Origin of the sequence: Chryseobacterium cucumeris, from assembly GCF_001593385.1 — a bacterium.
Taxonomy (GTDB): Bacteria; Bacteroidota; Bacteroidia; order Flavobacteriales; family Weeksellaceae; genus Chryseobacterium; species Chryseobacterium cucumeris.
Map to the genome: position 1 here is coordinate 102,997 of NZ_LUVZ01000046.1, position 15,234 is coordinate 118,230.

A 15,234-nucleotide genomic window follows, 5' to 3' on the forward strand; every position below is an offset into this window, starting at 1 on the left:
GGAAAAATAACAATACGAAAATATTATTTTTAACAAAATCCTAAACTTTATTTAAAATGTATGACAAATTAATATTAAAAACTATTTAAATCAGTAAATTTTAAAGACAACGTAAGGCTTAATGAAACACCTTCTTGTTGATTCTTAATTTTATTATTGAGAAATTAAATCCTATTTTTGTCATACAAATTTTTTGAACAATGCCGAATATTTCAAACAGAGCACTGCATATGCCGCCATCGCCGGTAAGAAAACTGGTTCCCTTTGCGTTACAAGCAAAACAAAAAGGAATAAAAGTATATCACCTTAATATCGGGCAGCCTGATATTGAAACTCCGGAAACAGCTTTAAATGCTTTAAAAAACATCGATTTAAAAGTATTGGAATACGCGCTTTCTGAAGGGAATATTGAATACAGAAAAGCCCTTACAGAATACTACCATTCATTAGGATTCTCAGATCTTACTCCTGATAACTTTATTGTTACCAACGGAGGTTCTGAAGCACTAAACTTTGCCATCTCTACTTTATGTGATGAAGGGGATGAAGTGATTATTCCTGAACCTTATTATGCCAACTACAATGGATTCACCAGCACATTTGATGTGAATGTAGTAGCAGTTCCTTCTACAATTGACACTGGTTTTGCTTTGCCACCTGTTGAGGAATTCGAGAAAAAAATTACAGAGAAAACAAGAGCAATCATTATCTGTAACCCTGGAAACCCTACCGGATATCTTTATACCCGTGAGGAACTTCAGAAACTGGCAGAAATTGCTTTGAAATATGACATCGTAATCATTTCTGATGAAGTTTACAGAGAATACGTTTATGATGGGAAGCAACAGATTTCAATGCTTGATTTCCCTGAATTAGCTGAAAACTGTATCATCATTGATTCAGAATCCAAGCGTTACTCTATGTGTGGTGTAAGAATCGGATGTATGTTAACACGTTCCAACAAGATCCGCAATGCTGCCATGCTTTTTGCACAGGCAAGATTAAGCCCGGTTCTTTTAGGACAGATTGCAGCAACAGCAGCACACCAGAATGATGGACCTTACATCAGAGCCGTAAGAGAAGAATATACCCACAGAAGAAATGTATTGGTAGATCTTTTAAATGCTATTCCTGGGGTAATTTGCCCTAAACCAAGAGGAGCATTCTACTGTGTTGCCGAACTTCCGGTAGACGATACTGAAAAATTTGCTCAGTGGTTACTTGAAAAATATTCTCTGAATAACGAAACCATCATGGTGGCGCCTGCAGGAGGATTCTACAGCAATCCTGAATTAGGTAAAAAACAGGTAAGAATTGCTTACGTTCTGAAAGAAGAAGATTTAAAAAGAAGTGCTGAAATTCTTAAAGAAGCTTTAAAGAAGTACAGAGAAGAATTCAGTCTGTAAAATAGATCCTATGCCGACAACAAAAAAACTCCATCTGAAAATCCTGTTTTCGATCCTTTTGCTGTCGGCATTTTTTTCCTGTGACTCCAAAAAGACAGAACAGCCTGTTTCCCCTAAAAATCCACACGAAATTACTTTCATCAGTGTATCTGATGTTGAAGGAAACCTCGGAAACTACAGGATTATCAAAGCCACAAAAGATTCTGTTTTTGCAGAAAAAGGAATGACAGCCAATCAAACCCATAAAGCGTGGGCATCTGCCATCAATTCCGAAACGTGGAAAAAGCTTACATCATCTATTAACATTGTAGATCTTGACCATATAAAAAGTTCTCACAGTCAACAGTCCGTAGACGGAATAGATGAAACCTTCCAGATTCGGACTCCCAAAAAATCACATATCTATGTGAATGCTTATGCAGACACTATACATTACAAGCAGCTACAGCAAGTTAAAGAACAACTAGACAAGATTCTTCCTAAAGAATACCAATAAAACATGCAAGAAAACTTTTCATTAAAATCTTATAACACATTCGGTGTTGAAGCCAAGTCTCGATTTTTTACTGAAGTCAATACCATTGATAAGTTAAAAGAGGCACTTAATTTTGCAGAAACCCAATCTCTTCAGCTTCTTTTTTTAGGAGGCGGAAGTAACATTCTTCTTACCAAAGATTTTGACGGTCTTGCCATTCAACTTAATTTAAGAGGAATTTCTGAAGAGCATATCAATGAAAATGAAGTATGGGTAACCGCAAAAGCAGGGGAAAACTGGCACGAATTTGTAATGTTCTGCCTGCAAAAAAATTATGGAGGCCTTGAAAATCTTTCTTTAATTCCCGGAAATGTAGGAACTTCTCCCATGCAGAATATCGGAGCTTACGGAACAGAAATCAAAGATATTTTTATAAGCTGTAAGGTATTGGATTTAGAAAATCTTGAACTGAAAACTTTCACTCTTGACCAATGCAGATTCGGATACAGAGATTCTATTTTCAAACAGGAAGGAAAAGGCAGATATGTTATTCTGGAAGTTACTTTTAAACTGACTCAAAAAGATCACCTTATCAAGACAGAATATGGAGCTATCAAATCTGAACTGGAAAATCTTGGCATTGAAAATCCTACAATTCAGGATGTTTCCAGGGCAGTGATCAATATCCGACAAAGCAAATTACCAAATCCTAAAGAAATCGGAAATGCCGGAAGTTTTTTCAAGAACCCTACTATTCCTTTGGCTCAGTTTGAAGCATTAAAACAACAGTTTGAAAATATTCAGGGTTACCCGAATGGAGAGATGGTAAAAGTCCCTGCCGGATGGCTGATTGAGCAATGTGGGTGGAAAGGGAAGCAGATCGGAAATGTAGCTTCACACAAACTGCAGTCTCTGGTCATCATCAATGCTACAGGAAATGCTACCGGAAAAGAAATATTTGATTTTTCCACTGAGATTATTAATTCTGTAAAAGAAAAATTCGGAATAGAATTAGAAAGGGAAGTGAATATTATTTAATCTAAAAATACACAAAGGCTGATTCATATGAATTCAGTCTTTTTTTATTTCTTAATTATCTATAAGTGTCCAATATTTTGAAGTCTTATTTTATGAAATATATTTCTCGCACGGATTTCTCAGGTAGCACAGATCTTTATGACATTAATTTTATTTCACTCTTGCTGAAAATCTTCGATTTTCTTACGCCTTAAAACAGCATATTATTCAAATCTTGCACCTTTGCCCTTGAGTAACAAAAATTAATTCAGAATCAATTCATATCCAGTCTCCGGAAAATCATTATTTTAGCTTAAAAATTACAATTTGCGATGAAAATAGCTATTCTTGGAGCCGGAAATATGGGACTTTCTTTTTCAAAATCATTCCTGAAATACGAACTGATCAAACCTGAGCATCTGCATCTTATTATCAGGAGTCAGGAAAAAATCACCAAAATAGCTGAGGAATTTCCCAAATCTAAAATTTCCACTTTTCAAGAAGTAAAAGAAATTGATGCTGATCTTATTATTATTGCTGTAAAACCTCAGGATTTTCAAACCGTTGCCCAAAATATTCAATTTACATTTAAAGAAAACCAGATGATTTTATCGATCATGGCGGGAATCAATATTGAAAAAATCCAGAAATTACTGAATCATCCACTTGTGGTAAGAGCAATGCCGAACTCTCCTACCCTTCTGGGAATGGGAATCACAGGTTATACTGCAGCTAATGGAATTTCTTTCAGCCAGTTAATCAATATTGAAAGATTATTGAACAGCACAGGAAGATCGGTTTATCTGGAGAACGAAGAACTTCTGGATGGTGTCACCGCCCTTTCAGGAAGTGGTCCTGCATATTTCTATTATATCATCGATGCTATGATTAAAGCAGGTATTGAAATGGGAATTGAAGAAAATCTTTCCAAGCTTTTTGTAAAACAGACCATGCTTGGGGCTTATCATCTGATCAATAATTCAGAAAAGAATCTTGAAGAGCTGATCAAAGATGTTGCATCCAAAGGCGGAACTACTGAAGCTGCTTTAAAAACATTTGAAGAAAACAGTTTTAAAGAAATTCTGAAGCAGGGAATTCTGAACGCCGAAAAGCGTGCAAAGGAACTTAATGATTAATTTTTTTTTCAATCAATCCGCAAATCTTCAATCCCAGATACACCCCAAAAGTATTCAGGATGATATCGTCTACTTCAAATATTCCCATCCTGGTAAAATACTGAAGAGCTTCTACAATAACGATGCATGAGATAAAACCAAATAATAACGGCTTCAGTTTTTTCAGTTCAGGAATGATCCAACCCAAAAATCCAAAAGGAATAAACATTATGATATTCCCTAAAACAATCCTCACAATATCTATCGTCTTATTGGGCCCCTGAATAAATTTTATAGTAGAAAAAAAAGGTTCTACCGTAATGAGATTTTCCTCATATTGAAATCTGCCCATTCCTAAAAACATCAAATAGAGCAAAAACAGAGTGTACGGAACAATAATGATTTTATAAATTTTCTTTAACATCGAACTGCTAATATATTCATTTCAAAAATATTAAATTTGTGTATTAAAATAATTTAATGAAATACGTTCTACTTACACTTATTTCAGCAATGCTGCTGTCGGTTTCATGGCCAACTTATGGGGTTCCGTTTTTTATATTTTTTGCTCTTGTTCCTCTTCTTATGATGGAGCACGGAATTTCAAAATTTTCAGATTATAAAAGGAAAAGCTGGATGGTCTTTGGATTATCTTATCTGTGTTTTATCATCTGGAATGTAGTAACCACAGGATGGCTGTATGGTTCCAAAAACCCTGACGGAAGCCACTCTCTGATGGCTGTTTTATTTCCGGTACTGGTCAATTCTCTTTTATATTCTTTAGTATTCCAATGTTATCACTGGTACAAAAATGCTCAGGGAACATATTGGGGATTAGGATTTTTAATCGCTATCTGGATGAGTTTTGAAAAATTTCATCTGGGATGGGAACTTACGTGGCCCTGGCTAAACCTTGGGAATGTATTTTCAGACTACCCAAAACTGATCCAGTGGTATGATACTTTAGGAGCAACCGGAGGAAGTTTCTGGATTCTACTGATTAATGTACTTATTTTTTACACAGTAAGAACATGGGAAGCCGGAAGAAAGAGAAAAGATTTGATCAAAAATTCGGCTATTATTGGAGCTTTAATTGCTTTGCCTATGATTATTTCGGTAATCAAATACAATAATTTCGATGAGAAACCAACAGGACAAGTTAATGTTCTGATGCTGCAGCCGGATCTTGATCCTTATGCTGAAAAATATTCGAAAGACAGTCTAACCATAGAACAGGATTTATTAGCACTTGCTGAAAAAAACTCAACAGGTAAAATTGATTATTATATTGCCCCAGAAACAGCTTTACCGGGAAGAGGATCTATTTCCGAAACAGCTTTTGAAAAGAGTTTACTTCTCAATAATATCAAAGGATTTTTATCCAATCACCCTGGATCTGTTTTTGCAACAGGAATTTCTTCACACCGTTTTTTTTATAATCCAGCCGATTTACCAAAAGAAGCATACCAGATCAACAGCGGAGTTTGGGTGAGCAGTTATAATACCGCCATTCAACTGGTACCTAACCAAAAAGTACAGGCTTATCACAAAGGAAAATTAGTGCCAGGCGTTGAAATATTCCCTTATATGAATGTTTTAAAGCCATTGCTTGGAGATGCTATGCTGAATCTGGGAGGAACAGTAGCTTCTTTGGGAACAGATAAAGAAAGAGTTGCCTTTTCGAATCCTTACAACAAAGGGAAACTAGCGCCTATCATTTGCTATGAAAGTATTTATGGTGAATTTGTGACAGACTATGTCAAAAAAGGAGCTAATTTCTTAGGTATTATGACCAACGACTCCTGGTGGGGCGTTACAGAAGGACACAAACAGCTTTTATCTTATGCTAAACTGAGAGCTATTGAAACCAGAAGAGAAATTGCCCGAGCGGCCAACAGCGGAATTTCTGCACATATCAATGCTAAAGGTGAGGTAACTGCTGACACCTTCTATGGTGACCAGACAGCCTTATTCGCAAAAGTAAACCTGTATGATACCATGACATTTTATACAAGAGCAGGAGATCTTCTTTCAAGGTTTTCCATATTTGCGTTAGGATTCTTATTGTTCTACTATCTGATTGAATGGTTCAAAAAGAAAACAAAGAAAGCTTAGTTCTCAAAAACTAATTGCACAAATTTACGCACGAATAACACAAGATCTGCAGATCATAAAGATTTTGTTCCATAAAAAAGAGAAAAGCCAGCTGGACGTCTGGCTTTTCTCATTGATAGAAGATAGAATTGATTCAATTACTTAATCGTAAGCTTTCTGGTGGTTATTTCGTTTTTTATCTTCAGTTTTAATAAATAGACTCCTTTAGATAAATGAGAAACATCAATAGACTGATCTCCATTGATACTGATATTCAGTTTTCTTCCATCCATAGAATACATTTCGGCTTCCGAAACTTTTTCTCCTTTGATATATACTTTATCTGACGTAGGGTTGGGATAGATAACAAGCTGCTTTTCAGATTTAATTTCCGCTGTTCCCAACACACTTTGTGCAGAAGCGTCAGAATATACTTTTGCAGCATCAATTGATTTTACACTCCAGTATACATTCTGGACAGCCGGATCAAGCTGCAGAAACCATGATGATGTTGTTACTATGTATTTTGCAATATCATGAGCTCCCTGTGTAGATCCTACGGTAATTTCATAACGCAAAGCATTCACCGGAGTTCTATCGTCGGATGCGCCACTCCAAGTAAAATTGAAACGATTTCCGTTTTTAGTCAGATTCAATTGAGTAGGCGCTGCAGGTTTTGCGTTAGCTGCCGTGGAATTATTTTTAAATACTTTAGTCAGTGAAGGCAGATCTGAAGCAGACCAGTCGAATCCACCCAATAAGATGTCCGGATGATGATCATTATTAAAATCAAAAAGCTGCACCAGTCCCGGACCTCCAAGCGCAGTAATACCCGTTACAGTTCCTTCATTGAATGTATGATTGGAAACATCATAGATATAGGTTTTCACAACAGCGTTGTAATTTTCATTCCCTGAAATAATAAAGTCGTAATAGCCGTCGTTATTCAAATCACCAACACTTAGTGCCACATCTGAAATATCGTTTACAGCAATAGTCTGAGGAGTTAATGTACCGGTACCATCATTCATTAAAACAGCAGAATAGGCATCATCGTTGGCATCTCTTCCAATTACCACGATATCCAGAAAACCATCTGCATTAAAGTCTGCAAAATCTATTTTACCCACTGCTACAGGCGCAAGATCCTGTGTAGGAGTCAGAACTCCAGCCTGGTTCATATATACTTTGGATACCGCATCACCATTAATATCCGATCCTATAATCACAAGATCCAGCAGATTGTCGTTATTGAGGTCTACTACTTTAAAACTTCCACTCTGAGTTCCATCTATCCAATTTTCCGTAAGATCAAAACCGGCGCCTGTGTTTTTGTAATAATCCAAGCTATTTCCAAAACCTCCTCCATGAGCATATTGAGTTCCATTAATGGCATAATCAGGTTTCCCATCATGGTTAAAATCAAAAACTTCCAGAGAACCATAAATTTTACCAGGCAGTTCTGCTTCTTTTACAAATCCTGTCCCGGTATTTTTGAATCGGTATTGTTTATAATTAACAACATCCATATAGCTGAGTCCTGTAGAAATAATATCCATCAGACCATCATTATTATAATCAATAAACTTAATATCTCCAAGATGGGTTACATCAGCTCCCAATCCTACAAATGGCAATAAGGTTGTCCCATTATTCTGATATACTTCATTATAGGTACTGTCTACATTTCCGTCCCCATCAGAATCTATTGCTCCGTTGAGCACAATATCAAGCGTCCCATTGTTGTCTATATCCGCAATATCAGCTGCAGAATAATAAAAATTATTCATGCTGGTGTGTACCTCAGTAAAGTTCTGAGCCATCAGACTGGCTGGTATCATAGACCATAGAATATAAATCCTCCTCATAGTTGTTTTTATTTAGATTAATTAAAAACAAAGATAGAATATTAAATTCTGAGGGTAAAAAAAAGGCTGTATGAAATATATCAGCACCCTTTATCTGCTGTATCCCAAGGATTCTGCTATTTTAAAAATTCAATATTATTAATCAGCCACTTATTTGCAAATATTTTCCAAAAGATTTGTCTATCTAAAAAATTCTTCGTTATTTTGCACTCTCAAATATTATACAAATAAGAACATCGAGATATGTCAAGAATTTGCCAAATAACAGGAAAGCGTGCAATGGTTGGTAACAACGTTTCTCACGCTAATAACAAAACGAAGCGTCGTTTTGAAATTAACTTATTAGAGAAGAAGTTTTACCTTCCGGAGCAAGATAAGCACGTTACACTGAAAGTATCAGCTCATGGATTGAGAGTGATTAACAAGATTGGAATCGAGGAAGCTATTGAAAGAGCTACTAGAAACGGATTGATTAAAAAGAATTAATAAATCATGGCAAAAAAAGGAAATAGAGTTCAAGTAATCCTTGAATGTACAGAGCACAAAGAAAGTGGTATGCCAGGAATGTCTAGATACATTTCTACAAAAAATAAAAAGAACACTACAGAGAGATTAGAGCTTAAAAAGTATAATCCAGTTCTTAAGAGATCTACCCTTCACAAAGAAATTAAGTAATTTATAAATAATAACTTACCATGGCAAAGAAAGTAGTAGCAACCCTACAAAGCGGTCAGTCTAAGAAGATGACTAAAGTGGTGAAAATGGTTAAGTCTTCTAAATCAGGAGCTTACGTTTTCGAAGAAAAAGTAATGAATGCTGACGAAGTAGACGGTTATTTAAAAAAATAATCAATACTTTGTTTACAATATAAAAAAACTACTCATTTTTTTGGGTAGTTTTTTTGTTATATTCGTTTCATAAAAAAAACACATTATGAAGCAATTCTTTATTTTATTTTCCTCCCTATTATTCACTGGATCTTTATATCATTCTCAAAGTCTTCAAAACAAAGAAAGCGCTCCTGGGAATGTAAAAATTATTGTTTTAGGAAATGTACAGGACGCAGGGTCACCCCAGATCGGATGCCGTAAAGAATGTTGTTTGGACCTCTGGAAACATCCTCTGCAAGACAGGAAAATAACTTCTCTGGGACTTATTGATAAAGAGCTGCAGAAAAATTATATCTTCGATGCCAGTCCGGATTTTACCCAGCAACTGCAATTCCTGATGGAACATACAGCCATTCCGAAGAAAACGATACCTGATGGTATCTTTATCACCCATGCTCATATCGGACATTATACAGGTCTTATGTTTTTGGGGAAAGAAGCTATGAATTCCAGGGATATTCCTGTGTACACCATGCCACGGCTTAAAAAGTTTTTCGAAAACAATGGACCGTGGTCTCAGCTGATCCGTTTGCAGAATATTGTTCCTTATGAGATGCAGAATGAAACACCAACACAGGTGAACTCTCATTTGGAAGTTACTCCTATACAGGTTCCTCATCGTGATGAATATTCAGAAACGGTTGGTTTCATCATTAAAGGGCCTCATAAAAAGGCGTTATTCATTCCGGATATAGACAAATGGAATAAGTGGAAATACAATATTACAGATCTGATAAAAACAGTAGATTATGCATTTCTGGACGGTACATTCTATGACTCGGAAGAAATAGGCTACAGAAATATTGAAGATATCCCGCACCCATTTGTAGTGGAGAGTATGGAACTGTTTAAAAGCCTGTCACCTGAATATAAAAAAAGAATTTTCTTTATCCATTTTAATCATACCAATAAAATTTTAAATTCGGAAAGCAAACAAAGTAAACAGGTCATAGAAAAAGGTTTTAATATTGCACGAATGGGAGATGAGTTTGAATTATAGCGACAATCAGTTTCATTGAGGAGACAACAATAAAACTCCTGATAAGTAGCTTCAGGAAATAAAAATAATAAAGACTTTGTTTACATATAAAAAAACAACTCCTGTTTTGGGTAGTTTTTTTGTTATCTTTGCTCACCAGATTATTAATCAGTAAAGTATGAAAAAGATACTTGTTCTGGCCTGTACAGCAACTTTTCTATTTTCATTCAGTCAGAAAACAATGAATTCTGTAGAATATAAAAGTTCGCCAAAAGTTTTCACTATTAAAGGATTATCACAATCAGTAAGTATTGACTGTGGAAATTCTAAAATGATTTTATTATCCGGACAGGTTCCTCTGAACTCTGAAGGTAATCTTGTGGGAAATACTATTGAAGAGCAGACGCAGCAAGTTTTCAAAAATATTGAAAACATTTTGGAAGAATATGGAGGTACAGGAAAAGATATTATCAAACTGGTAATTTATACCACAGACATCAAAAAAACGCCTGATTTCAGAAAAGTAAGGGATTTGCATATCAGCCTTCAAAACCCTCCCGTAAGCAGCCTTGTGGAAGTGAGCAAACTTTTCAGAGATGACGTGCTTATAGAAGTAGAAGCCACAGCAGTGATTAAAAATAAATAAGAATAAACTAAAACTATGAGTTGGTTTAAAAATATTTTCAAAAAGGAAGAAAAAGAAACCTTAGATAAAGGATTGGAAAAATCCAGCCAGGGATTCTTTGAAAAAATGACGAAAGCCGTAGTCGGTAAAAGCAAAGTAGATGATGAAGTTCTGGATGATCTGGAAGAAGTACTGATTGCTTCCGATGTAGGAGCCTCTACCACTATCAAGATCATTGAAAGAATTGAAGAACGTGTTGCCAGAGATAAATATGTAGGCGTCAACGAACTTGACAAAATTCTTCGTGATGAGATTTCAGGATTATTGCTTGAAAATCCGCATGCCGGTACAGGAAATATCGATACTTCCAAAAAGCCATACGTCATCATGGTCGTAGGGGTAAATGGAGTTGGAAAAACAACAACCATCGGAAAACTGGCTCACCAGTTCAAATCAGAAGGTAAAAAAGTAGTTCTTGGAGCTGCAGATACCTTTAGAGCTGCTGCCGTTGATCAGCTTGTTATCTGGAGTGAAAGAGTGGGTGTTCCTATTGTAAAACAGGAAATGGGATCAGATCCCGCTTCAGTAGCCTTTGATACAGTACAAAGTGCTGTAGCTCAAAATGCAGATGTTGTCATCATTGATACTGCAGGAAGACTTCATAACAAGATCAACCTGATGAACGAGCTTTCCAAGATCAAAAGAGTAATGCAGAAAGTAATTCCTGATGCCCCTCATGAGATTCTATTAGTACTTGACGGTTCTACAGGACAGAATGCTTTCGAACAGGCAAAACAGTTTACAGCGGCAACAGAAGTAAATGCTTTAGCAGTAACTAAACTGGATGGAACAGCCAAAGGAGGCGTTGTAATCGGTATCTCCGATCAGTTCCAGATTCCGGTGAAGTATATCGGTGTAGGCGAAAAAATGCAGGATTTACAACTTTTTAATGGTACGGAATTTGTAGACTCATTCTTCAAGAAAAGATGATTTATATCATGTTTTCCCTTATATTAGTAACAAATCATTTTTAAAATATTAACAATAAAAAAATTTGCAACTATGGGAATTATTACATGGATCTTATTCGGTCTTATTGCAGGTGCTATCGCTAAAATGATCATGCCTGGAACTCAGGGAGGAGGATGGCTAATCACTATTATCCTTGGAATTCTGGGAGCATTTGTAGGAGGAGCTATAGGAGTTTACGTTTTACACTGGGGAGATGTTACCTCATTCTGGAATCCAAGAAGCTGGATTCTCTCAATCGGAGGAGCTTTAATCATTCTCTGGATTTACGGAATGGCCACAAAGAAAAGCTGATAGTAAAGCTGATAAAAAAATAAAATCCCGGATCTGAAATTTCAGGTCCGGGATTTTTGTATACAATATAAAATTTAGTTAGTCGTTAATTCTAATCTGATATGGCATCTCCATTTTCACCTCAGATTGTAGTTTCTTATCTGTAATCTGCTGCAGAATTTCATAGTTGGATTTACCAATCTTGTTCTTGATAATTCTGGCAGAAACGTCCTCTTCATTCAGGTCTTTAAAGATTTGCTCGAACGGAGTCATTCTCTTAGGGAAAGCCTCTACATGATAAGATTTTAATCCTGCTTTCTGAGCGGCAAATTTCACAGCATCAGTTAAAGTACCCAATTCATCTACCAATCCTATTTGCTTGGCACGAACACCACTCCATACTCTACCGCCTCCTACATTGTCAATCTGCTCAAAAGTTTTCTTTCTGTTTTGAGTTACAAAATGAACAAATCTCTTGTAAGTACCTTCTACACTTCTTGTCATCATATTCACTCCATAAGGCGTTACTCCGTTTAACCCGGAATAATACATAGAGTTGGCATTGGTAGAAACAATATCTGCACGGATTCCGTTTTTAGCCGCAATATCTTTATAGTAAGGCATTACTCCGAACACTCCGATAGAACCGGTAAGTGTGTTAGGCTCTGAATAAATTTTATCTGCAGCCATTGCTACATAATATCCTCCTGATGCCGCATAGTCTCCAAAAGATACGATCAGTGGTTTTTTCTTTTTCAGCTGCTGTAACTCAAATAGGATCTCATCTGAAGCATTAGCACTTCCTCCCGGAGAGTTGATTCTGAAAACAACCGCTTTCACTTTATCATCCTCCTGAAGTTTTTTAATATACTTCACATATTTCTCAGAATGAATATCATTGTATTCATCTCCGTTATTAATAGATCCTGAAGCATACAGTACTGCGATCTTTTCGCCGGATTTATCTTCATCCGCATAAGAATTGATATAACTTGTCAAAGAAATCTTGTTCAGTTTTTCGTCATTCTTTACGCTTAACTTAGCCTTAAGAAGATCTTCGTATTCTGATTTCTGAATCAGTTTATCTGCTAGTTTATATTTTAAGCTTTGCTCAGGAATCATTCCATACAAACTATCTGTGATCATTCTGAACTGAGCAGTATCAATTTTTCTTGAAGCAGCCATTTTATTGGAAGTGTTTTTCCAAAGGTCATTCAAGAGAGTGCTTAACTGTTCTTTATTTTCAGGAGAAATATCATTTCTTAGAAAAGGTTCTACTGCAGACTTGAATTTACCGTGACGAATTACTTCAATTCCAATCCCGTATTTATCTGCAAAATCCTTGAAGAAAGCAACCTCTGTAGAAAGACCTTTTAATTCTACCATTCCTGCAGGATGCAGATAATATTGATCAGCAACAGATCCTAAATAATAAGCAGACTGTGATACTCCATTTCCGTATGCATATACAAATTTTCCGCTTTTCTTGAAATCTTCAATGGCGTTTCTCAGATCATCAATCTGAGTAAGTCCTGCAGATAAATAATCAGTTTCTATACTGATTCCTTTAATATTGTCATCAGTTTTTGCTTTATTGATAGCTTCCAGTGCGTCATATATAAGGATACTTTTATTTTGAGCACCCAAGCCGAATAACCCCATCTCTTCTTCAGTAGGACTATCGATTATATTTGTCTTTAAATTAATCGTAAGAACGGAGTTCTTTTTTACCGCCACCGACTTATCATTCCCCATCGCACTGAACACAAGCATCATAATGAAAAAGATGAAAAATAGAGCGCAAAGTATGATAATTGCTACTATATTTGCCAAAACATTTTTAAAGAAACTTCTCATAAATCAATCAATTTTCTAATATGTCGCAGCATAAGGTCGTTTTGTTACTGGGAAGTAACTTAGGAGAGCAAAAAAAAAATGTAGAGCTTGCATTAAAGATGATAAATGATGCTGGAAATCACATTTCACAAACCAGCGAATTTTTAATGTCTGACCCTGTAGAGTTTGTCAGTTCCAATATTTTTTGTAATATTGCAGCAATAATATTCACTCATCTTTCACCAATCCAACTGCTTGATTGTATTAAGAATATAGAAGTTGAGATGGGAAGAATTAATGATTCAAAAGTATCCGGAGGTTATACTGACAGGATTATAGACATTGATATCATTAAGTATAATGAGTTAAATTTTAAATCAGAAAGGTTAGAAGTCCCTCATAAAAAACATCTTTTTGAAAGGGATTTTTCCAGAATATTATTGAAAGATTTTATTTAAAACATAAAACATATTGTATGAAATTAGGTTTATTATTATTGGCTACATCATTGCCAATTGCAGCTTTCGCACAGAACAGCGGCACAACAGTAAACTCTTCCACAGAGTACCCTAATACATTCTCCTCAGGTTCCGCTAATGTAAAACCCTTTGACAACAAATCCAGACGTTTCAGAGACTGGTCTATTTCTGTTGGAGGAGGTCCTGCATTTATGGTACACTCCGATTTAAAATCTATCCGCAAGGATAAGACTAATTGGGGTTACAATGCGTACATAAGCGTAGACAAACAAATTACACATGCATTCGGGCTAAGCCTAATGTATATGAGAGGAGAAACGAAACAGACAGCCCAGCTTCCCGGTGCTGCAGGTGTAAAATCAGGAATAGCTACTGCTACAACACAATTTGACAACATCTCTTTATTAGGTGACATCAACTTCTCGAACTTATTCAGAAGAGTAGACAACCACTCTCCATACAGATGGGCTTTCCATGGATATATGGGTATTGGAGTTCAGGGATTCAGAACATCACTACATGATAACGACGAATTCAGATGGAGCAATACTCCAAGAAGAACTCCTTTATTCATTAAACAGGACATTGATATCAACTCTATCTTCTATCAGGGAGGTGTGGGAATAAAGTACAATGTTTCAAAACTTATTGACGTTGAGGCAAGAACCATGTACATTATCAGTGGTGATGATGAATTCGATGGCGGCGGATGGGCAGATCCTAATGATTATGATCCTTCCACTCCAGGTTCAAAATACAACATGTTAAATTCCAGAAGATCTGATAACGCCTGGACAGTAAGTTTAGGAGTATCTTTCAAACTAGGAAAACACGAATCTCACCTTGCATGGCATGATCCGCTTCAGGAAGCATACTACAGAACCAGCGTTCTTGAAAACGCAAGTACTGACCTTGTTGTTTGCGAAAAAGGAGATGCAGACAATGATGGAGTATGTGATGACTGGGACAGACAGCTTGACACTCCTGCAGGTGCAAGAGTAGACGGTGCCGGAGTTGCTTTGGATATGGATCTGGATGGCGTTATTGACCTTTACGACAAGTGTGTAACCGTACCAGGACCTGTTGAAAACAATGGATGTCCAGTTAAATAATTAAAACAAACTTAAACTTCTTTTTCAATAAAAGAA

17 protein-coding genes are annotated in these 15,234 nt (G+C 36.1%); 14 read left to right on the forward strand and 3 right to left on the reverse strand.

What is annotated here, in order from left to right:
* Positions 1-200: 200 nt before the first annotated feature.
* The 4 genes from A1704_RS22250 (at position 201) to proC (ending at position 4,034) form a co-directional block, all read left to right on the forward strand.
* Positions 201-1,406 (forward strand): pyridoxal phosphate-dependent aminotransferase, encoded by a 1,206-nt coding sequence (locus tag A1704_RS22250; RefSeq protein ID WP_062676192.1) that lies wholly within the window; start codon positions 201-203, stop codon positions 1,404-1,406.
* Between the two features lie 10 nt (positions 1,407-1,416).
* Positions 1,417-1,902, forward strand: coding sequence for a hypothetical protein (locus A1704_RS22255; protein ID WP_062676193.1), 486 nt, complete (start codon positions 1,417-1,419; stop codon positions 1,900-1,902).
* A 3-nt stretch (positions 1,903-1,905) separates the two neighbouring features.
* Entirely contained in the window at positions 1,906-2,919 is a 1,014-nt protein-coding gene (murB, locus tag A1704_RS22260) for a UDP-N-acetylmuramate dehydrogenase (protein WP_062676194.1), read from the forward strand.
* 311 nt (positions 2,920-3,230) lie between these two features.
* Complete coding sequence (gene proC, locus A1704_RS22265) at positions 3,231-4,034, forward strand: pyrroline-5-carboxylate reductase (protein ID WP_062676195.1); 804 nt, start codon at positions 3,231-3,233, stop codon at positions 4,032-4,034.
* Here proC and A1704_RS22270 read toward each other — a convergent pair.
* On the reverse strand, positions 4,024-4,437 hold the full coding sequence (locus tag A1704_RS22270; protein ID WP_062676196.1) for a VanZ family protein: 414 nt from the start codon (positions 4,435-4,437) through the stop codon (positions 4,024-4,026). The genes proC and A1704_RS22270 overlap by 11 nt on opposite strands.
* A 56-nt stretch (positions 4,438-4,493) precedes the next feature.
* On the opposite strand from A1704_RS22270, the gene lnt reads away from it, so the two are divergent.
* On the forward strand, positions 4,494-6,128 hold the full coding sequence (gene lnt, locus A1704_RS22275; protein ID WP_062676197.1) for an apolipoprotein N-acyltransferase: 1,635 nt from the start codon (positions 4,494-4,496) through the stop codon (positions 6,126-6,128).
* Between the two features lie 137 nt (positions 6,129-6,265).
* Here lnt and A1704_RS22285 read toward each other — a convergent pair whose 3' ends face one another.
* Entirely contained in the window at positions 6,266-7,948 is a 1,683-nt protein-coding gene (locus A1704_RS22285) for a T9SS type A sorting domain-containing protein (RefSeq protein WP_082798852.1), read from the reverse strand.
* Between the two features lie 270 nt (positions 7,949-8,218).
* Between A1704_RS22285 and rpmB the strand changes: the two genes are divergently transcribed.
* The 7 genes from rpmB (at position 8,219) to A1704_RS22315 (ending at position 11,792) form a co-directional block, all read left to right on the forward strand.
* Entirely contained in the window at positions 8,219-8,461 is a 243-nt protein-coding gene (gene rpmB / locus A1704_RS22290) for a 50S ribosomal protein L28 (RefSeq protein WP_002976757.1), read from the forward strand.
* A 6-nt stretch (positions 8,462-8,467) separates the two neighbouring features.
* Positions 8,468-8,650 carry a 50S ribosomal protein L33 gene (rpmG, locus tag A1704_RS22295; RefSeq protein WP_027373683.1) on the forward strand — a complete coding sequence of 61 codons (183 nt, stop codon included), beginning with the start codon at positions 8,468-8,470 and terminating at the stop codon, positions 8,648-8,650.
* Positions 8,651-8,670: 20 nt separating this feature from the next.
* Entirely contained in the window at positions 8,671-8,823 is a 153-nt protein-coding gene (locus A1704_RS23930) for a DUF4295 domain-containing protein (protein WP_002976755.1), read from the forward strand.
* A gap of 85 nt (positions 8,824-8,908) precedes the next feature.
* Positions 8,909-9,865, forward strand: coding sequence for an MBL fold metallo-hydrolase (locus A1704_RS22300; protein WP_062676200.1), 957 nt, complete (start codon positions 8,909-8,911; stop codon positions 9,863-9,865).
* Positions 9,866-10,022: 157 nt separating this feature from the next.
* Positions 10,023-10,490 carry a RidA family protein gene (locus A1704_RS22305; RefSeq protein ID WP_062676201.1) on the forward strand — a complete coding sequence of 156 codons (468 nt, stop codon included), beginning with the start codon at positions 10,023-10,025 and terminating at the stop codon, positions 10,488-10,490.
* Between the two features lie 15 nt (positions 10,491-10,505).
* Complete coding sequence (ftsY, locus tag A1704_RS22310) at positions 10,506-11,459, forward strand: signal recognition particle-docking protein FtsY (RefSeq protein WP_034694984.1); 954 nt, start codon at positions 10,506-10,508, stop codon at positions 11,457-11,459.
* 72 nt (positions 11,460-11,531) lie between these two features.
* Positions 11,532-11,792, forward strand: a complete 261-nt coding sequence (locus A1704_RS22315; RefSeq protein ID WP_034694983.1) for a GlsB/YeaQ/YmgE family stress response membrane protein — start codon at positions 11,532-11,534, stop codon at positions 11,790-11,792.
* A 78-nt stretch (positions 11,793-11,870) separates the two neighbouring features.
* On the opposite strand, the gene sppA is transcribed toward A1704_RS22315, so the two are convergent.
* Positions 11,871-13,628 (reverse strand): signal peptide peptidase SppA, encoded by a 1,758-nt coding sequence (gene sppA, locus A1704_RS22320; protein ID WP_062676202.1) that lies wholly within the window; start codon positions 13,626-13,628, stop codon positions 11,871-11,873.
* A 20-nt stretch (positions 13,629-13,648) separates the two neighbouring features.
* On the opposite strand from sppA, the gene folK reads away from it, so the two are divergent.
* Positions 13,649-14,065, forward strand: coding sequence for a 2-amino-4-hydroxy-6-hydroxymethyldihydropteridine diphosphokinase (gene folK, locus A1704_RS22325; protein ID WP_062676203.1), 417 nt, complete (start codon positions 13,649-13,651; stop codon positions 14,063-14,065).
* A 17-nt stretch (positions 14,066-14,082) separates the two neighbouring features.
* Positions 14,083-15,198 carry a hypothetical protein gene (locus A1704_RS22330; RefSeq protein ID WP_062676204.1) on the forward strand — a complete coding sequence of 372 codons (1,116 nt, stop codon included), beginning with the start codon at positions 14,083-14,085 and terminating at the stop codon, positions 15,196-15,198.
* Positions 15,199-15,234 lie beyond the last annotated feature (36 nt).